At 34.5% G+C, this 20,207-nt stretch carries 17 protein-coding genes and 1 pseudogene; 10 read left to right on the forward strand and 8 right to left on the reverse strand.

The genetic code is table 11. From position 1 onward, the window contains the following. Window positions 1-9: 9 nt before the first annotated feature. Window positions 10-858 carry a MurR/RpiR family transcriptional regulator gene (locus ACFQZ9_RS12165; protein WP_498943989.1) on the reverse strand — a complete coding sequence of 283 codons (849 nt, stop codon included), beginning with the start codon at window positions 856-858 and terminating at the stop codon, window positions 10-12. Window positions 859-1,615: 757 nt separating this feature from the next. Here ACFQZ9_RS12165 and ACFQZ9_RS12170 point away from each other — a divergent pair. The 10 genes from ACFQZ9_RS12170 (at window position 1,616) to ACFQZ9_RS12215 (ending at window position 10,391) form a co-directional block, all read left to right on the forward strand. Further along, window positions 1,616-2,002: a hypothetical protein gene (locus ACFQZ9_RS12170; RefSeq protein WP_498944266.1), complete on the forward strand. Its 387-nt coding sequence runs from the start codon at window positions 1,616-1,618 to the stop codon at window positions 2,000-2,002. 496 nt (window positions 2,003-2,498) lie between these two features. Continuing rightward, window positions 2,499-3,119, forward strand: coding sequence for a DUF3885 domain-containing protein (locus ACFQZ9_RS12175; protein ID WP_498944267.1), 621 nt, complete (start codon window positions 2,499-2,501; stop codon window positions 3,117-3,119). A gap of 503 nt (window positions 3,120-3,622) precedes the next feature. Next, entirely contained in the window at window positions 3,623-3,874 is a 252-nt protein-coding gene (locus ACFQZ9_RS12180; protein ID WP_498943990.1) for a helix-turn-helix domain-containing protein, read from the forward strand. A 321-nt stretch (window positions 3,875-4,195) separates the two neighbouring features. Continuing rightward, window positions 4,196-4,405, forward strand: coding sequence for a helix-turn-helix domain-containing protein (locus tag ACFQZ9_RS12185; protein ID WP_498943991.1), 210 nt, complete (start codon window positions 4,196-4,198; stop codon window positions 4,403-4,405). Between the two features lie 303 nt (window positions 4,406-4,708). Then, window positions 4,709-5,245 carry a competence protein ComK gene (locus ACFQZ9_RS12190; protein ID WP_498943992.1) on the forward strand — a complete coding sequence of 179 codons (537 nt, stop codon included), beginning with the start codon at window positions 4,709-4,711 and terminating at the stop codon, window positions 5,243-5,245. An 82-nt stretch (window positions 5,246-5,327) separates the two neighbouring features. Then, a complete protein-coding gene (locus ACFQZ9_RS12195; RefSeq protein ID WP_498943993.1) occupies window positions 5,328-6,296 on the forward strand; it encodes a DnaD domain-containing protein in 969 nt (322 codons plus the stop codon). Then, window positions 6,296-7,609 (forward strand): replicative DNA helicase, encoded by a 1,314-nt coding sequence (locus tag ACFQZ9_RS12200; RefSeq protein ID WP_498943994.1) that lies wholly within the window; start codon window positions 6,296-6,298, stop codon window positions 7,607-7,609. The genes ACFQZ9_RS12195 and ACFQZ9_RS12200 overlap by 1 nt, the downstream gene beginning before the upstream one ends. A gap of 14 nt (window positions 7,610-7,623) precedes the next feature. Beyond that, window positions 7,624-8,046, forward strand: coding sequence for a hypothetical protein (locus ACFQZ9_RS12205; protein WP_498943995.1), 423 nt, complete (start codon window positions 7,624-7,626; stop codon window positions 8,044-8,046). A 155-nt stretch (window positions 8,047-8,201) separates the two neighbouring features. Beyond that, on the forward strand, window positions 8,202-8,510 hold the full coding sequence (gene tnpA / locus ACFQZ9_RS12210; RefSeq protein ID WP_498944268.1) for an IS66 family insertion sequence element accessory protein TnpA: 309 nt from the start codon (window positions 8,202-8,204) through the stop codon (window positions 8,508-8,510). Window positions 8,511-8,900: 390 nt separating this feature from the next. Continuing rightward, entirely contained in the window at window positions 8,901-10,391 is a 1,491-nt protein-coding gene (locus ACFQZ9_RS12215) for a right-handed parallel beta-helix repeat-containing protein (protein WP_498943996.1), read from the forward strand. Between the two features lie 461 nt (window positions 10,392-10,852). Here the strand turns inward: ACFQZ9_RS12215 and ACFQZ9_RS12220 are convergent. The 7 genes and pseudogenes from ACFQZ9_RS12220 to ACFQZ9_RS12250 all read right to left on the reverse strand — a co-directional run bounded on the left by ACFQZ9_RS12220 (window position 10,853) and on the right by ACFQZ9_RS12250 (window position 20,205). Then, a pseudogene (locus tag ACFQZ9_RS12220) lies at window positions 10,853-12,166 on the reverse strand (transposase). Between the two features lie 1,449 nt (window positions 12,167-13,615). Then, on the reverse strand, window positions 13,616-14,311 hold the full coding sequence (locus ACFQZ9_RS12225; protein ID WP_498943997.1) for an acyltransferase: 696 nt from the start codon (window positions 14,309-14,311) through the stop codon (window positions 13,616-13,618). Between the two features lie 163 nt (window positions 14,312-14,474). After that, a complete protein-coding gene (locus ACFQZ9_RS12230; RefSeq protein ID WP_498943998.1) occupies window positions 14,475-15,854 on the reverse strand; it encodes a lipopolysaccharide biosynthesis protein in 1,380 nt (459 codons plus the stop codon). A gap of 38 nt (window positions 15,855-15,892) precedes the next feature. Beyond that, entirely contained in the window at window positions 15,893-17,110 is a 1,218-nt protein-coding gene (locus ACFQZ9_RS12235; protein ID WP_498943999.1) for a glycosyltransferase family 2 protein, read from the reverse strand. Window positions 17,111-17,192: 82 nt separating this feature from the next. Next, window positions 17,193-18,302, reverse strand: a complete 1,110-nt coding sequence (gene wecB, locus ACFQZ9_RS12240; protein ID WP_498944269.1) for a non-hydrolyzing UDP-N-acetylglucosamine 2-epimerase — start codon at window positions 18,300-18,302, stop codon at window positions 17,193-17,195. A gap of 16 nt (window positions 18,303-18,318) precedes the next feature. Beyond that, entirely contained in the window at window positions 18,319-19,182 is an 864-nt protein-coding gene (locus ACFQZ9_RS12245) for an SDR family oxidoreductase (protein WP_498944000.1), read from the reverse strand. Continuing rightward, window positions 19,183-20,205: a polysaccharide biosynthesis protein gene (locus ACFQZ9_RS12250; RefSeq protein ID WP_498944001.1), complete on the reverse strand. Its 1,023-nt coding sequence runs from the start codon at window positions 20,203-20,205 to the stop codon at window positions 19,183-19,185. It abuts the gene before it with no gap. Between the last annotated feature and the right edge of the window lie 2 nt (window positions 20,206-20,207).

Raw genomic sequence — 20,207 nt, forward strand, 5'->3', positions numbered from 1 at the left:
CAAAAAATCCTAGTAAAGCTTACTTGATAAATTTTCAGATATCTTCACGTTCATCGATTTTGCACTTTCAAATATTTGCATAGCAATTCCCGTACAGAGAAGGTCAATGAGATACATCTGAGCGACTTTCGACACTAAGGATCCACTATCTAATGGACTCTCCTTCGCAGACGACAATAAGACTAAATCAGCAAACCTTGTTAACGGAGATTTCACATAACTTGTTAAGGCAATCACGGTCGCGTTATTTCGCTTGGCCACTTCCACCGCATCGACAATGTCTTTTGTGCTGCCTGTAAGACTAATAGCAATGACCACCGTTTTCTCTGTCATAGACGATGCCCGCATAATTTGAAAATGCGGGTCCGTGACAACACTAGCATGTTTTCCAATTCTCATTAAGCGATTTTGCATATCTAATCCGGCGATACCTGAAGAACCAATACCAAAGATCACGACATCATCGGATTGATGGATCATATCGATTCCAGCTTGCAAATCTTCCAATCTGACAATATCAGATGATTCATCTATCGCTTGGATCATCGTATTTCTGATTTTTCTAATGATGGTTTCATGGCTGTCCTTTTGTACTGCGTGTAATGTCTCTTGTGCAAATAAAAACTTAAAATCTTGAAAACCTTTAAACCCCAGTTTTCGAAAAAAACGTAGAACAGTTGCTTCCGCTACCCCGCTCGCCTCTGATAGCTCTGTTAAAGAATAATAGATCACCTGTTGACTATGATTTCGAATGTATTCATAGATTTTAGTTTCTGCTTTCGTAAAGGTATGCTTGTTTTGCTCCAATAAAATGGACGGCTTAATCCCCTTCATTTTATCCATCGAATTTGTTGTCATCGTCTCTAACCTCCAAAATTGAAAACAGCCCCACAGTTTTTATAAGACCTTTCTTTAAAAATAGCATAGCGGAGCGAACGGTTCTATGCGAACGCTTTCAAAACCTTTTTAAATCGTTTTTTTGCAGAAGTCACCTCTCTTCTTCATTTTTTCACATGATGTTCGTTCGATTATGTTAGGGAAATATTAACACAATTGACAATTAGTTGTCTATATTTTTTAAATATTGACAATCAACTATCAAAAATCCCACAGGGACGGTTCTCCTTGCTTTTCGTTCCGCTCTTCTCGATTTATCTCCCAAACTCTCAATAAATAACCTTATCTCTCAAAATTGCACCAATATCGACAAACTGGGCTTCTACACAAACGTTTGATTAGAAACTGAGTAAACCCATCTAATATATAGGTTTCTTAATGGAATGAGGCAAGAAAGTTGTCGGAAGTTTGACATAAATAAAGAATTTCTCCCTTATTCAAATTCCCGTCTAGACGGTGTAATAACTATTCTTCTACCTATGTAATGGTTTTAAAAAGGAGAATTTTCTTGGATAAAAATAAAGCCATGTACATTGGAGCAGTAATCAAAGAGGTAAGGAAAGAGGCGGGTTTTACACAAGAACAACTCGCTGAGTATAGCAAAATAACCTTAGTGGGGTTCACCCCACTAAAGTTAGTCATTTTCCATACTAGATTTGTCCAATCAAAAACTATTTTTCGACATATTTTGCAGTATCAAACATATGGAGGTGATTATATGGCTCATAAAACTACTGGGGTGTTTCGAGTTCCGGTTTCTGAAAATGGGATTGTTCCAACCGCTCTCAACATCATGTTAAACAATGATTCACTCTACCTTGTTAATAATGTAACGGTGATTGTAAGAAGAAGTCCAAACACTTTTTTTCCAACTCAAAATGAATTAGTCGAAATCTCTCGTACTTCTGTTACTTTACAACCAAACAGAACGACTAAGATTGTGTTGTTTACCCCACGATTCCAAGTAGAAGATTTTCTTGATGTCATCATTAGAGGAAGCAAAGATGATCTTGAGGATGTCCTTGTGTATTCCTTTTTAGCAGACTCTGCAGGTCACAATCTGCCATCTACTGTTTTCAGAAATGAAGAATACACTTTTGGGTAACTAAAAGTTCTAGAAATTTAATAAATCAGCAATAGGTAGTGGAGACTCCTTATGGGGTCTCCCCCTGCAGCCCACTCCCCTTACATTTCGATGCAAGGGGATTTTAAAATTGCCGATAAACCCCAAATTTGTGTTGATATCTTGCCAAAAAGTGTTGATATCATCCAATTTTGTGTTGTTATCCGTCTAAAAGTGTTGATATTCAATGAAAAAGTGTTGATATCCTTAAAAACTGTTCATCCTTCCATTGCTAGTCACCGAAACATAAACCATCTCATCCAGGCAACGTAAAAAATCTATAACCAGTAAGCGCTTGAAGGATGAAGCCTTCAAGCGCTTATTTTTTGATTATTTTACTTTTTATCGTTGCCGGTTATTGACAACATTTGTATTTGAAATGATAGAAACGTATGATAGTCTACATCAGTCCAAACTCAATTCAGTTAACCGATACAAATTGTAACGATGAGGTGTTGAGATGCAGTTAAATGATTTTATGCACCAAACATTCCCCCATTTAGAGCTTAGACCGCCTTTGTTTTACAACTGGGATATTGGGATACGCTTTGAACTTGGGGTAGAGTGGAAAAGGGAATATGATTTTCCAAACAACCCATATGTACTGGTGTGTTATAAAAGGGCTATTTCTTTATTCGAGGCCACACATTCACCAACAGAAGATATTCTTGTGGTGATAGATGTCAATGATTTTGATAAAGGGAAAAACCTTAGACATCAGCTAAAGAACTTTTCTCCTTATGTTAAAAAATCATTATTGTTTAAATTGAAACATCAAGTATTGCCTTATATTTTTCCAGAAGATGATGAAGAAGGCATATATCAAACTCATAGATTTACTCTAAAATGCAAAACATCCGATTTTAAATATGTTCCATTATTAAAAGCAATTTGCAATCAAGACCTGGGTTTGAAACCGAGTATTTTCCATAGAGTTTACTTCATTAATATCAACAGGAAAACCATCTTTCACGTTTACGATGACAGGGGCTGTGATTTGTTGGCAGCTTCCCCCGATACAATAAGAGATATTTATAAAAGATACAATGACTGGATATTGGATTATGACAAACCTGAAATTGATCAGGTATTTAATTGAATTTTGTATAAGGAGAATGCCATTTATTGGCGTTTCCCCTTTTTATCATGTTGAAGAATTATTTGAGAAAAGGTACTGCCAATCGATTGAATCCGGACAGCAATCATGAAAAGTCGACAGCTTCTTGCGCTTTCTTTTTTAATCAATCGTTTGATTAAAACCGCCACAAAGCCTTTTGAAAAATGAACATTGTCCAGTTTCCGAGGAAATATTTTGTCGATAAATTCGTTCCGTCCTTCTCGATTTATCTCCCAAACTCTCAATAAATGACTTTATCTCTCAAAATTATACCAATTTCTACAAACTGGCTTTCTACACAAACGTTTGATTAGAAATTGAGTAATCCCATCTAATATATAGGTTTCTTAATGGAAAGAGCCAAGAAAGTTGTCGGAAGTATGGGCAGAAATAAAGAATTTCTCCCTTATTCAAAATTGCCGTCTATAGACGGTAGAGCAAGAGCCCTTCTAAATATGTAATGGTTTTAAAAAGGAGAAATTCCCTTGGATAAAGCCATGCACATTGGAGAAGTGATCAAAAGGTTAAGGAAAGAGTTAGGATATACACAAGAAAAACTTGCAGAAGAAAGTAAACTAAACCGAACCTACACAGGCGAACTCGAAAGGAATGAAAAAGAACCGTCGCTCTATGTTACCTTTAAGCTTGCTAAAGGGTTCGGATTAGAACCTGATCAATTTGTAAAAATAATTGCTGATTCCATTAACTTCAATCGTATGTTTAAGGAAGAGGAATAAAAGGGATAACTCCCCATTGCAGCTTTTCCTAAATACGTAAACTGGTTGCGGTTAACAACAACATATAATTACAATCTTTGATTGATTTCGACAAATGTATTTATCAATCAATCGTTTGATTAAATTCGGCAACACCCCTTCCTATAACTGGCTTTGTCTATTCAGCTGGACAAGAACATTGTCGAAGGTTTACCGCAAAATTTGACAAAATCCTGAACAACTGCATGAAAACATACAAATGGGGAATGAACGCATTCCACTCGGATAATTTCCATGTGTTACTTTTGACCTAGAGGCATTACAAGAAATGGAGGCACAGAGATGGAAAAGACAGTGACAGTCAAATTGCACAACATAGTACAGAAATACAATATATCCATAAGAGAATTGTCCAGAAGAACGGATATTCCTCGTTCTACTTTAAGTAAATTAATGAGTCAAAAAGTGCAAAATATTCATATACCCCATATTTTGCGAATTGCTGATGTCTTTGGCATCAATGATATTCGTGAAATCATTGACCTGGAATAAATAAATACCTAATCTTCAACGGGCGGCTTTTCTATTAACCGTGCAACTATTCATTGCCGCCCCTCTATCTTGGCGAATGGGAACAAATCAAATCGTTTAAGAGAATTGGATATTCCAGAAATTCTTTAACATTCAGCCTCAGCGCCCGTCATTCAACCCCAAAATGTTAGTGTTCAATCCTCAGGCAATGAAACCATTTGCCAAAATTTAATCCCTTACTTTTTGTAACCGCTTAAATAGAACAGCTCTCACTCTTTGTTTGTAATGCTTTCTTTAAATAAATGAAGGAGTTGTGGAACGTTTATGGAAAAATTTCATATCATTCAGCCATCGTTTATGTACATGGAAGGCCATGTCGATCGGAACGCGTGGCTCTGTTCAAAGGTAACCCAATCAGATGGAATCATCCTTGTCGACAAGTCCCCTATCCAAATTCTCGATGATAGCATCCGATGCATTGGATTTACTTTAAAAGGCGCAATGAAAACCTCTAAATGGATCATGGGGGATTCCTATATGTCTCCCATCATGGTGAATCCGATTCAAAGAATCGTCGTGTTCCCAACAAAATCAATCAAAAATGAGGACTCCATCTGGTTGAACCCGGACCAAATCCTCCGGACAAGCAGCTATTACAACAAGACAAAATTTGAATTTAAGAATGGACATATTCTGATTGTTCCCTGCAGGCTGACCGCATTTAACACAAAGCTGCAGACGGCGGAACAGTTTAGAAGGATTACGTGTGGGATTGCAAGAGATCCTCTTTGCTTTGTTCTAGAGCCGAAGAAGAAGCGCATGGAGCTTGGTCAGAAAAAACAAGAAAAGCGGAGCAACTAAAAATTCCACAAGGACGGTTTCCTTGGTCCGAAAAAACCACGAGAACCGTCCCCTTGGTCATAAGAAGGGACAGTGATGGATAATGGCAAAATATAGAATGGTACAAACTGAATTTTGGAAGATTCCCATCGTTTCAGAAGAGATGACCCCGGAGGAGAAATATTTTTACCTATATCTTCTTACGAATCCGCATACGACTCAAATTGGAATCTATAAAATTACAGAAAAACAAATGGCTTTTGATATGGGCTATTCGATTGAGAGTGTCCATTTGTTATTAGAGCGCTTCATCCTACATTACAAGTTGATTCGTTACAATTCTGAAACAAGAGAACTTGCGATTAAAAACTGGGGGAAGGATAACCTGGATAAAGGCGGGAAACCAGTCGTGGATTGTATTCTTTCCGAATTAAAAAGGGTTGAGGATCATTCGCTCATCCGTTATGTTTCGGAACCCATTCCTAAACAGTACTTTCGCAGCCTCTATGAATCTTTTTATAAACAAGATGAGAGGTTTTTCGGTAACGAAGAAAGAGAACAGGATAAAAATGATACATATAAGACGGAATATATAGAAATGGACGATTCGTACCCGTGTCGTCATACGATACGTGGACAAAAAGAAAAACAAAAAGAAAATGAAAATGAAAAACAACAAAAAGCCTTTTACCTAGACATAGAAAATCCCCAAACAACAGAAGATGTGAAAGAAATTATTGAGTTTTGGGACATGAATGGATTTGGGCTTACGAACGTGAATGCAAAAGAACAGCTATTATCTTGGCTAGACGAGTCTAGCTTTTTACAGCCAAAAGAGCTGATTTTAAAGGCCATGAATATTGCCTGTGCCAATAACAAACGAAGGCTGAACTATATTGTGGGGATTCTTAAAAACTGGGAAAATGAATCTTTACGGACCATAGAAGAAATTGACTCTTATTATGAGAACCAAAAGCCTGTACTTAAGTCTAAGACATTCACCGTATCCCCTTCTGTCGGAAGAGCCATTCCAAGTGAATTTACACTTGATCTAACAGCAGGTGAAGTGTAATGAGCATAGCTGAAAAGACGTTCTTAGGAAGCTTGATGAAGGCAGAGTATTTACTCAAGGATACGGTGATTCAATCGGAACAGCTTGAAAGTAAACGGCATCAAGAATTGATGCGAAAAATGGTGGAGTTGAAACGATCTGGTAAGAATATTGATTTGATTACCTTTACTACCCTCCCCGACCTCGAATCATTCGGTGGAATGTCTTACCTCTCGGAGTTGTTATCGTTTGCAGATGTGGAGAAATTTGACGGAACGGAGAAGCTTATTCTTGGACTGTGGAAGGAACGGGAAAAGCGAAACATCTTGAGCATTGCTGCAATAAATGATTGGGAAATTGCGAAAGTCATTGCCGAATTGGATAAAATTAATCAATTAAAGACGGAGGATCACACGTCCTTACAACAAGCGCTGGCCAATGTCTATGAGGCCCCCTGGGAGGATCAGGCTGCCTTGAAAACTGCCACCACAGGGATCAAAAAGCTCGACGAGATAACGGGAGGCTTTCAGAACGGGGAAGTAACGATTGTAGCGGCAAGACCATCAATGGGAAAAACCGATGTGATGCTTCACTTTGCAAAAATGACGGGTTGGGCAGGGTTTCTGCCCCTCGTATTTTCCTTAGAAATGCCTGAAAAGCAAATAACGTCCCGATTAATTGCTTCAACCGGGGGCTTTAACCGGGCAAAAATGCGGGATCCGAAAAGAATGCTTACGCCAAATCAAAAGAATAAGTGGTCGGATGTGATTGGGGATCTCACGGAAACCCATATGCAAATTTTTGATGGAGCAGGACAGACGATTGCCGAAATGAGGGCGAAAACGAGGAAGATGATGCATCAATTTCCCTACAAGAAACCAATCCTTTTTATTGATTACTTAACCCTGATTCATTCAAGTCAATTTTATGGCGGGAATGCTCATTTACAGGTAACAGAAATATCCAAATCCCTGAAAACGATGGCGAAGGATTTTGATTGCCCCGTCATTTGTTTGGCGCAGCTCAATCGATCGGTGGAATCAAGAGCCGACAAACGGCCGATGATGTCGGATATTCGGGAATCAGGCAGTGTGGAACAGGTTGCCGATCTCATTTTGTTCTTGTACCGTGAAGTGTATTATGACAAGGAATCCACGGACCATTCCCTTGAAATCATTGTCTCCAAAAACCGAAATGGTCCGGTTGGTACCATCAGGGTGAATTATAACGAGCATACGGGAAGGATTGAGAATGAAAAGGATAAGAAACCTACCCTTGAATATATCTTGGACCCTGCTAAACGTAAGCCCATAACTGAAAAAGGAATCGAATAACGGGGTGTTGTCACATGCTTGTGAAGGATCTATACCAGGATTGTTTACTTTATGAAGAAACCCCATTAGCCTATTACCTCTACCATTTACTAGCAGAGAAGAAAATTTCATTAGAGTGCGACTCTTCCAAAATAGACTTAAGCCAAGCAGATCATCAGAAGGTAGCGGAAATGATTGAAAACAATGTATTAGGTTTTCATAAGGTGGGCATCTACTCCTTAAAGATGAACCAGAAGGCCTTTGCCTTTATCTATGCGGGCAGCCAGGATGAGGCCATTCAATTCTATGTCCAATCCTTTCATAAAACCCCTTTGAACTGTCACGAATATCCGCTAGATTTGGAGCTTGCTAGAGGAAAGGGTGTCATTTCGTTTCGGGAGATGAAGAAGGAATTCAAGAGTTTTCCGGCTATTGCGGGGTGTTTTATGAGGGGGTGAATTCCACAGGGACGGTTCTTTAAGGGTAAGCGTCAAATACTTCCACCTATTAAAAGATATCCAACATGAAATAATCTCCTCAAATAAAAATTTTTTTGGGGTTTTTTATAGAATAAATTCTAATAGCGTAATGAATGGGAACAGCGAATTACTGAATTAAAGCTAGTGGCCAAACACAATCAAAATGGTGCGCTACTCACGATTTAAATATTCATCAATTCAAGTATTGGTTAAGAAAATTCAACTCTTGCAATTTAAATGAGTCCAAAAATTTATCAAATTCAAATTGGCATTTAATTGATATTGGTGAACAGATGCGAACTAGAAACTCTTTGTCTGTAAAAGTAGGATTTGAATTCTTCGGCGCTGTGATAAAGATACTCCAAATGAGAGATTGTTTGGAACAGAAAACATTTATAGGGCTTCAAGGACACTATCGGTTTAAAACGAGAAAAGAAAATTAAAAAATAATTCCCACCTTTCAAAATGACCAGAACCAAAAAAGTTAGACAGAGAAATTTAAGCAACTACTTGGGCATGAGTTCGGTAAATAACCGGACTCATGCCTTTTAATTTTGCCTAAATCCGTTTATTATAATAATATATAAATTCTCAAATTCTAGTTTAATGGGTTCACAGGGACGGTTCTCTTGATCTATTTTCTTTATTTTTTGTACCAAAAATTCCGGCAGGACCTCCCAGCGGTTCTAATACTAGGAGATATGCCAGAAGAACCCTCCCCATGTTCCCAATATGAGGTGATTATTTTGAAACGAAGGAATTTCATATTAGACTTTACACTTTGGATTCTAGCTTTCTTTTTTGGATACATGATCAAAAAGGAAGGTGAGGGCATGGATTTTATTAATACAAATGTGAGGAAGGGTCTAGATAAAGATGAGAATAACATTTCGACACTCTTTGCAGATATAGCGACAAATATAAGAAATTTCCCTATTAAAGTTCCAGAATCAGATGATACAGGTAGAATCAATCGTGCTTTGTCGTCTATGGTAGATGGGCAAATCTTATATTTTCCAAAAGGTACCTATAAAATTTCCTCAAAAATTACGATAAGTAAACGAATAGAAATTGTCGGGGAAAATTATTACAGTACAATAATTCAAAACAATGGTTCAGACGATGGCATTCTTCTTAACTATGAAAGAGCTAATATTAAAAACATTATGATCCAAGGAACTTCCTCCTCTAAATCAGGGGTAGTCGTTGGACATGAATCTTGTAACTTGATTGATGTTTTCCTAAGTGCAAATGGAAAACATGGTATCAAGATTTTACCTAACGTTTGGATTGTCAATATTGAACGTTGTTATTTGTTCAACAATACCCAAAGTGGTATCTATGCAGTTTCGGGTGGCGGAAACGGTCAAATCAATGCGATTAATATAAAAAACTCTCATACTTGGTTAAATGGAGAGCATGGTATTTATCTTGGAGGAACTACCGTTGTAAATATAAAGGATAACGTCATTGAAAATAATAGTAAATCAGGTATTTTTGTTTCAACTAAAAAATTTAATATTACCAACCTAAATATTGAAGATAATTATTTTGAAGGTAATAAAAACGGTCACATTTCCTTTGATTTGTACCCATCATTGGGTTATCGAGTTTATTCATGCCGAGTAAATGGCAACTATCTATATCTAAATGCAAATCAAGTTAATGCGAATATTAATTCTATCATAAATGCCACAACAGATACAATCTATGATGGAGTGGTCAGTTTTATTTTTGAAAAAGGTAATACCGTTTTTACCGATACTTTAGCTCATGTCGACTTAGGAAATTCCATCTACCAAGATGGACAGTCTAAAATTGAATCAAATTTACCTACATCTGACTTTTCGTTATCCTATAAAAATCTAGGAACTTGCGGCGTAAATAATAATCAAAAAACCTTTGTTATTAATGGATATTTCTTTTGTAAAGGGATTACTTATAAAGATCCTGCTATGAGTAATAACATCATATCCACGTTGGAAACAATCAAAGCTTGCTATCCGATTCAATTACCGAGTGGTAAACAGTTTATAAAAGCAGGGGTTGTTATCATTAGCGATTCAACTAATTACAATGTGACCTTTACCATTTTAAAAAGAAATGCATGTACAGGGGTATCCTTTTCAAACGTTGTCAGTTCAACCATATTGAATAAAAGTGGAACTAGGTATATTGAGACCCCTGATATTCAGACTTTGGATTCACCTAATAATGGTAGAATAATGGCGAATGAAGAATACTACCTACAATTACAATTTGTGAATAGTGGAGGAGGAACTAATTTTCAAGTGCAAAACCCAATTATAACGTATGTAGAATAGGATAAAATATGCACTTTATTAATAGTTTTTCCCATTGTTGATATAATATAGGACTTTATGGTGTATTTTAATTAGAAGTAACGAAAAGCGGAAAAGAAACGTGGGCAATAGGGGCATTATTTTTCTTTTTATTTAAGTGAGGATATGGAGAAACAAAAGGAAGTCAAATCCTGTAGCACCTCCTAAAGTGGAATACGTAAAAAGTCAGTGGTAAACTAGGAGGATTAAGTTAAATTTCATTTCAACAGCAATTGCAAAATAGGATTTTTAAAAAGGAAAACCATTAAAATATCTGATAGAACAAAATATTTATTTACCAACAATAAGATTTCTATAAATAAGGATCTATTTGAATCAATTTCATAATTGCTTCTTTTAAAAGAAATTAGACTGTCACTAGCGGGACTTATTCAATTTTAAAAATTATGCTACTTGTTTTTGCTGATTTTCTAATATTTTTCTTAGCGATCTACTGCTAATTTCGATGCGTTATAGACAAGTGTGACCAAATCAAAATGCAACTTGGCTTTTCTCCCTTTTCTATGACGAACATTGTTTAATTGAAAAAATTCTTTTAAATATGCATTCACACGCTCAACTGCTGTTCTTTCAGAGAATAGACCTTTCCATTTCTCTGAGCTACGGGCTGGTGCTGCATACTTTCTCAAATCTGTCTCAATTTTTACATTGTAAATTTTTTGGCAGAGTGAATCCTGCGCTAAAGGACAATCTTTACACTCTTTAGGCCGGCAAAATTTTATCGTTTTATATTTCTTATCATAGCTATCGTAGCGATATGAATGCTCTCTAACGCACGTTGGCGCGAAATGTTTATCAAATCCTTCCATTTCACCTTCCCTGCATTTGTTATAAGCAATGATTGAATGAATATCCATACGAAAAAGCTGCTGATAAATGGGGGTGTAATCATAACCAGCATCCATCGTTCCATACTTAATGCATAGAGGGAATTTTTCAATTCCTTTTAATAATGGAATGGCAGCTTTACCGTCATTTAGATTGCCGGAACTCAGAATAGATTGAAGAATATATTGACTTTTCGTGCCAATTGCTAGATGAGCTTTGTACCCATACCAGAAAACATTTTTTCCTTCACTATTTTTCTTATTACCCTCAGCTGGCTCAATAGGATTTCAGAACGAAGTTCTTCTAAGGAAACATCAAGTTGTTCGGCAATGTTTTTTTCGTAAAGAGTTTTATTCTGATCTTCTTCTAGCTTTTGTTGGTCATATCGTTCTTTTTCTTCTTTCTTTTTGCGACCACGTTTTTTCGGTTCAGGTTTATCCTTCTTTTCTTGAGCAGGAACTTGATCTCTCGCTTCAAAATGGGAGGCATCTATATCTACATTCTCATCCTGAACAAAACCTTCTTCAATGGCTTGAAGAAGAGTGCAATTTTTAATGTTTTCAATGACACTTGTGTCCGATAATTTCAAAATCAATCGGGAAAAGAAGCTTCAGATGGGACATCCTCTGAAACCAAAAATCCACATTCAAGACGGAAAATGATATCATTTTCTAATCGCTTTACAAGATCCTTTATTGTAGGAATACGCTCAACGATTCAAGCGGCCAAAGAATAGATCATTACAGCGTAATTCAACTCGGTTGGTGCACCACGCCAAGATTTTTTGGACACTGCTTAAATGGTTGTATCCATATCAATAGAAGAAAAAATGGCTTCAAAACGTTGGGTAGGTGCTAAATCATAAAATCTTGGATGCCAAAAAGGCTTCCTTGTCTTATAATAGGCATAGGGAGTCTTCCTCCAGTCGTTTAGTTGGTTTGGTCGCTTACTAAATTCGACATTTTGGGGAGGTACTCCTTTTTTTAGTCTTTATAAGCCCTGAGCCCGTAGGGCTCATAATTATGAAATTCATTCATTTATGAGTTTTACAAAACATATTCTATGTCCTTTTTAATGTAAAAAAGAATGATCAAGTGTTGATTTATCATTCATTACTGTATATAATTCCGTTTAATTTCTTTTGAAGTTCAAAAATTAATCTCTTCCTTGAATTTAACAATCTTTATCATTTAGTCTCAAAAACTCATGAAAATAAAAAAAGTGAGGAATTAGCTTTTATCCAATGCGGATGCCTATCTTTTTATCAACAACATAGCGAGGGAAAATTCAATAATACCAACCTTACTTAATTTCTTATGGTAATTACGAGTTATCTATACGACCTAAAGTTAGGATTAATGATGGTAATATGCATGTAGTATATGCAGGCTTTATTGAAAATGGTCGTAAAGTAGCCGAATTAGCAACCAAATCAAGTTTATATTTGGACGACAATTTAATTATGAATATATTGATTTTTGTAGTGACGATCAAATAACAATTTCAATAACATAATAAATGATGTGAATAGACAGAAAGATTATGAAGCTGTTTTATTTCGTAGAAAATTACGTGGTTAACAATTTACTGATTTTTGCATACATACCATATAGGTATATGTATTTACGTATATTAACCAAATAAATTGGAATCACCTTTTCCACTTTTCCAACTAAAATTCCACTTATATGACTCATTTTCTTTATGTTTTTTCACCATATATCCCGTGTGTTGTTGATTCTCCTTTTATGAGTTATGTTATTTTAAACTCAACACACATCAAAAGATATTGCGAAGACTTACAAAATGTGCCCAAGTAATTATTAAACATAAAGCTTTGGATAGAACGCCGTTCGGTTTTAATATATAAAATGAATCATAAATACCAAAATAGAATTAGGGACGTTTTATTGTATTGTACACTTAGAAAATAGAGTGCATTACGTAATGACTAGAGTCCTGCCTAATAGAGTAATGGGCGGAAGATGCTAACCACTTTAAAAAATTGCGCCAGTATTATCTCACTAACGGTTTCTTATGTTAAATAAACACATCAGCAGTAAGGCGCAAATAATAAGCAATTTCTTCAAAGAGAATTATGGACTAAAAACGTTTTATGTACTGGAAGGTATACCCTTAACCCCCTTTCCAGTTCATCCCACCTTTTTAGACAATAAGCTTTATTAGTATGGCGGAAGTCATAGATACGTGGCCCACCGTGCCATATTCCCTCATTTAAAAAACTTACTAATCTTCACCAAACTATGATGTGTGGGCAATGACCATCGCAGCGGGCATCACAACCAAATTATTTTCCACTTGAGTCAATCGATGCCACATAAACTTAAATTCAGGTGTTATTCAGAATAGATACGTTGTCTTAACCAGGATACATTCTCTTTTACAACTTTTGCGGGTACTCCTGCTGCAACACAATTACTTGGTATTTTATTAGTAACAATAGCCCCCACCCCTATTATACAATTGCTTCCTATTTCTGCACCTTTTAAGATCCTTACATCTTCCCCCACCCATGTATGATTATCTATTACAATATTTTTTGCATAATTTATACGCTTATTTGTCATTTTATCAATTATAGTGTGAGAATCACTATTTCTTATACTTATTCCAGCAGAGAACATACAATCTTCACCAATATTTATTGAAGTGTTTAATTCTAGCGCTGCAACTTGTATACCTTCAGCTGTTGTGTTTTTACCAATAATGATTTTGCATCCACTATCTTCAAAGCAAAACCCACTTTTTTTAATAATGCAATTTTCGCCTATCTCAATTAAATGATTATCTCCGACTATTAATATATTTGTATTTATTAAAACAGCTCCCTTTTTTATATTTATCAAATTATTATTACCCTTAACGATAATTGAACATCCTTTTAAAAATGCTTCTTCATAATTAATTTTATTTCCTATACCTTTAATACTTTTTTTATTTCCGCCTATTTTATTGAAAAGTATAGAAGCAATCTTTCTTAAATGTTCTCTTTTTTGTGTATAAACCCATAATTTTTTAAATATACTTTTCACAATATTCTTGCGCCCTTCCAAATATTTATGATTTGTTTACTGCTTTCATAGTATGCTTTTAAAGCACTAGTTAATATCAAAAATGATGAAAGCATTACATCCAATAGAAGCAAATTTTTATTTAAGTACTTACCTGAAAAATCAAATTCCTTTGACTATGGCCTCAAACAGCCTTAACCTTTAAACTTTCTTCACATTTCTTTGTCAACTCTGAAAACTGCTTCTTTAATGAAAACAATTCAACTATGCAATATGGAAATAGTATGATAATATCAGCCAAAACAATAATAGTCCAATGAGGATATATATGGCTCACAAAATATATAAAGATGAATTTGATTATAAATCCAATAGTGTAAAAATATGCTTGTAATTTCATTTTGCCTAATCCGCAAGCAAATGTAGATAAAACATTTTGAAGTACAAAAGTGCTTCCAAATATCGCAAAAACTATTGCACTGATATAATTTATATCAATACTTTTTTGTCCCAACCATAAATTTACACAAACTTGCATAAAGGGTATAAAAAGAAAATGCACAATAATTACAACTACTATTAAGCCATTAAAGAATCCAAAATACTTATTAATCCACTTTCCGTCCTTTTCCTCAAAAGCTTTTGTTATCGCAGACCACATAGGAGTTAGGGCCAGGTTGAATAAAGTACCTGAAAGGGTAAATAAGGTAAAATAAATTTGATATTCTACAACATTCCCTGGTCCAATAAATTTTGTTATTAATATTAAATTCGTCTGAGTAATAGCAGTATACATGATTTGGTTCCAAAAAAAGACCCCCCCTAACCCTATTATCTCTGTTGCTGATTTCTTATTAAGATTTTTTATACTCGGAGAACATCCTTTTAACTCTTTCCTAAAAATATAAATTGTTGCAATTATTAAGGGTAAATTTACGCAAAATAAATATACTGTTGATAACATTTTTAAGTTTGTCTCTACATCAAATGAAGGAGCAAATAATATATATATTAATTGAGACGTACTAGTTATTAGAGACAAAAAATTATTTATCGCTGACTTCTGTAAGGCATATAGTATAAAAGAGACAAGACGTAGAAAGAATTGCAACATAATTGTAATAAATACACACGTTACAACAAAATTCATTGTATTTGGAGATACTAGGGTCTTAGATATATTGAAAACTGAATTCCATTGAATGTATTGAAAAAGAACAAAACTTAGGACAAGAGCTAAAACGGTTATTGCACCGATAACAAAATAAGCTGAAGATATATACTGCCTTATTTCAGACTTATCATTTCGAACTATCGCTCCAACTAACTTGTTTCTTAGTCCATTACCAATTCCAAAATCAAAAGTAAGAACCCATGTTAAAACCGAAAAGATTGTAAACCATACTCCTAGTATTTCTTGGTTATTAAAATACCTCATAAAAGCCGGCATGGTAAGGAGAGAAATTATTAAACTGCCTCCCTTAATAGAAAAGGCAGCCAATATATTTTTAATAACAACTTTATCTTTTTCACTAGAAAAAAAATTTCTTATCGATTTCTTCACTTTCCTTCTCCAATCATTGCATTGTTTTGGCTATTTTATTAATTTTCGACTTTTCCAAAAGCATTATTTAAGGACTTTAACATAGTTCTTGTATCTATTCCTATTTCTTTAAATCTTCTTTGAAGAGTTTCATCAGCTACTAATATATTCTCGATACCATTTATCCGATAATAATCACTTTGTTTACCACTAACTTTTCTAAGAATTTTTTTAAAAAACCCCTTAAATAGATACTTAAAAAATGCCCCTATTCCAGTAGTTACTAAGAAAATGTTTTTATGAAAATAGTTTTTATAATTCATAATAATTGCCTGTTTAAATTGAGGATATTTTAAAAGGCAATTTATTGTTAAGAACTCAACATTAAATTTTTTAATCAAATCACTTCTTTTTAAATCTCTAATTGCTGCTAAAGCAGAATCTGCCCAAATGGTATCTACACTATAGAATTGTGGAACTAGCGCTGACCAATCATAATTTAAATGACCACGAAAATGTGGAGCATCTTCTAATCTCCCTGTATGTCTTCCTGTAGCTGAATCTGAAGAACCACTTTTATTACAAATCCCTGAAATAGTTAGAGGGAAGTCAATTTTTACCATCTTATTAACTGTTAACGAGAGGGCAACTGACATATAGATATCTGGCGATAATCCTCCAAAGTATCTTCCTGTAACTTTTTTTATGTCATCAAGACAATCTCTTCTTACTATTCCATGATATAATTTTACAAGGTCTAAAGATAAGTAATGTTGCGCCCCTTGTTTTAGCAGTTTTTCTACTTCATAATAAGGATTACAAATTTTTGCGTTGGTAGTGATTTTATTAATACTTAGGTATCCATCATCTTCTCTTGTACTTAGTGCCTCAGAATTTGGCCAAAAATAAACTGCATTTAATTCTGGTTTAATTGCATCAATATTATTATTTTTCGCCCACAAAACCGCTTCAATAATTTGGGGGACTATTCCATCATCATCACCAATAATGCACAAATATTCTCCATCAGCTTGATTAACAGCTAAATTAAAATTTTCAACAAATGATATTATTCCCTTGGTATAGTTATATTTTAATCTGATATCATTTTTATATTTAATCAATAAATCAGATAATACACGCGTATCACTATTATCTTGTATTACAATTTGTATTCGATCATCGTTAAAGTTTAAAATTTGCTCTACTGTTGCACTTGCATATTTTTCTCTATTTTTAGTTGGGATTACAACGGATAACAAAAAATTTTTTTTCATATAAACCTACCCTCTTGTTACTAAGTACAATAATATTTAGGTATATAGGTATTGTGTTTTAAAGCCCAATAACATCAAGATTTTATATCTTTCTCCAAACCATTTTATTAACAATTCCGGTATAACTCTGAATAATTTTTACTACCTTAACACTGACATTTTGATCTGTGTAAAAAGGAACATCAATGCCTAAATCATTATTAGAATTCATATTAACCGCCATTTCTACAGCTTGTAGTACTTGTTCAGTTGTTATGCTTCCAATTATCATGTTGCCTTTATCAAATACTTCCGGACGTTCGGTACTAGTTCTAATTGACACGGCAGGGAATTTAAAATAGGATGCTTCTTCTGCAACTGTCCCACTGTCAGAAACAACACAGAAAGCATTCATTTGCAAATTATTATAATCTGAAAAAGCAAATGGGCTCAAGCTTCTTACATTCTGATGAAATTTAAAGTCACGCTGTTCTATAATTTTTTTACTTCTTGGATGGGTACTATAAATAACAGGCATGTCATATGTTTCAGCCATTTTATTAATAGCATTCATAAGCGCCATGAAATTTTCTTTATTATCGATGTTCTCTTCACGATGCGCGGATAACAAGATATAATTTCCTTTTTTTAGCCCAAGAATTTCTAAGACTTTACTATTATTAATTAGACTTTCATTAACATTTAAAACTTCTGCCATAGGAGAACCTACGACATAAGTCCTTTCTCTAGGTACTCCTTCCGAATTTAAATAACCTCTAGCATGCTCTGTATAACATAAATTAACATCACTAGTATGATCAACAATTCTTCTATTAATTTCTTCTGGTAAGTTTTCATCAAAACACCTATTACCAGCTTCCATGTGAAAAATTGGGATTTTTAATCTTTTAGCAGAAATTACACTAAGGCAAGAGTTTGTGTCTCCCAAAACTAGGACAGCATCTGGCTTTTGGTCAACCATTAAGTCATAAGATTTCGAAAGAACATTCCCCATTGTTTGCCCAAGGTTTTCTCCAACAACTCCAAGATAGTAATCAGGCGCACGTAACCCTAACTCTTCGAAAAATACCTCATTAAGCGTGTAATCGTAGTTTTGACCTGTATGAACTAATATATGATCAAAGTACTTATCACACTTTTTAATAATCTCTGATAGTTTAATAATTTCAGGCCGTGTCCCAACAATTGTCATTACCTTTAATTTCACTTTATACCCCCCTGACCAAATAATGTGGATAAAGCTCTTTGTGCTTTTCAATCCACTCTCTCATTTCTATAATCATTTGTTCATAACTTGGCACTTTAAATCCTAAATCGGTCCTATTATTAATAAGGGATTTATCCAAAACTAATGAATCACTTGGCACTATTGATATGGAGTTATCTTTCATGTATTTATTAAATAAGTTAAGTAATTCAAACTTATTTATAGTTTCATTATTTACAAGGTTGTATACCCCTGTTAAATTTTCTTCTAATGCCTTATCCATAGCTTTTGCCAATGTTAGCGTAGTTACACCTGTCCATATGGCTTTGGTATATCCATTAATTTGTCCTTGTTGTTTCATGAACCAATTAAAAAGACCAATTCCATCTTTATTTAAATCTGGACCGATTATTGAATTTCTAAATGTTAAATCTTTATTATTTTCTAGTTCTCCAAGTGCTTTAGATCTATCATAGAATGTCTCCCCATCTTTAAATGATGTTTCGGTATATCCACCTTCTTTACCAGAAAAAACACAATCTGTACTCATGTGGATAACTTTGGTTTTTAGATTTTTGGTAATCTCACTTAAATAATGTGGTAAATAACTATTTAATAAAACTGCAAGTGGCTTATTCTCCTCTGCATCACTATTTAGTATTCCAATTGCATTAATTATGGCATCGAATCTACCTTCAGCAATTACATCCTTAAGATAAGTAAAATCAGTAATATCCCCAATAATATTATTGCAATACTCGAACCGTCTTCTACTAAATGCAGTTACATTATGACCAACTTCTTTTAGATAGATTGATATTAAGTGACCTGCCATACCAGTTGAACCAAGGACAAGAATTTTCAACTATTTATCCCTCCATTTCTTCAATTCTTCTTGAATATAGTCTAAATTTAGAAGTTTATCTTTAATTGCCTCAATCCTTAATCTTTGAGTATTATGAGAGTTATAATCCTCAACTTCCTTTAACTGCTCATTACCTTCAACAAAGTATTTATCGTAGTTAAGATCTCTATTATCTGCCGGAACTCTGTAAAACCCACCTAAGTCTTGTGCCACTAGATGTTCTTCTTTAGTAAGTAAAGTTTCGTACAATTTTTCTCCATGCCGAGTACCAATGATTTTTATTTCATTATCGACATTGAAAATCTCTATTAGTGCTTGGGCTAATTCTCCAATTGTAGAAGCAGGCGCCTTTTGAACCATTATATCTCCCGCTTTTGCGTTTTCGAATGCAAAAACAACCAGTTCCACCGCTTCCTCTAAACTCATTAAAAATCTTGTCATATTTGGATCTGTTACTGTTAAAGGTTGTCCATTCTTAATCTGATCAACAAATAGAGGAATGACTGAGCCTCTAGATGCCATAACATTTCCGTAGCGAGTTCCACAAATTAATGTCTTATCAGAATCAACAGTTTTTGATTTCGCAACAAACACTTTTTCCATCATAGCTTTAGAGATACCCATTGCATTAATTGGATATGCGGCTTTATCGGTTGATAAGCAAATAACCTTTTTGATACCCATTTCTATAGCTCCAGTAATAACATTATCTGTTCCAATAATATTAGTTTTAACAGCTTCAAGGGGAAAAAACTCACATGAAGGAACTTGCTTCAGTGCAGCAGCATGAAATATATAATCAACACCGTGCATAGCATTTTTAACACTTGCCAGATCTCGTACATCACCGATATAAAATTTGAGCTTATCATTCTTATATAACTTCCTCATATCATCTTGTTTCTTTTCATCCCTTGAGAAGATTCGTATTTCCTTAACATTTGTATCTAAAAAACGTTTCATTACAGCATTCCCAAATGAACCCGTTCCGCCAGTTATAAGTAGTGTTTTGTCTTTAAACATTA

This window comes from Neobacillus sp. GCM10027624, from assembly GCF_042675345.1.
Taxonomy (GTDB): domain Bacteria; phylum Bacillota; class Bacilli; order Bacillales; family Cytobacillaceae; genus Neobacillus; species Neobacillus cucumis_D.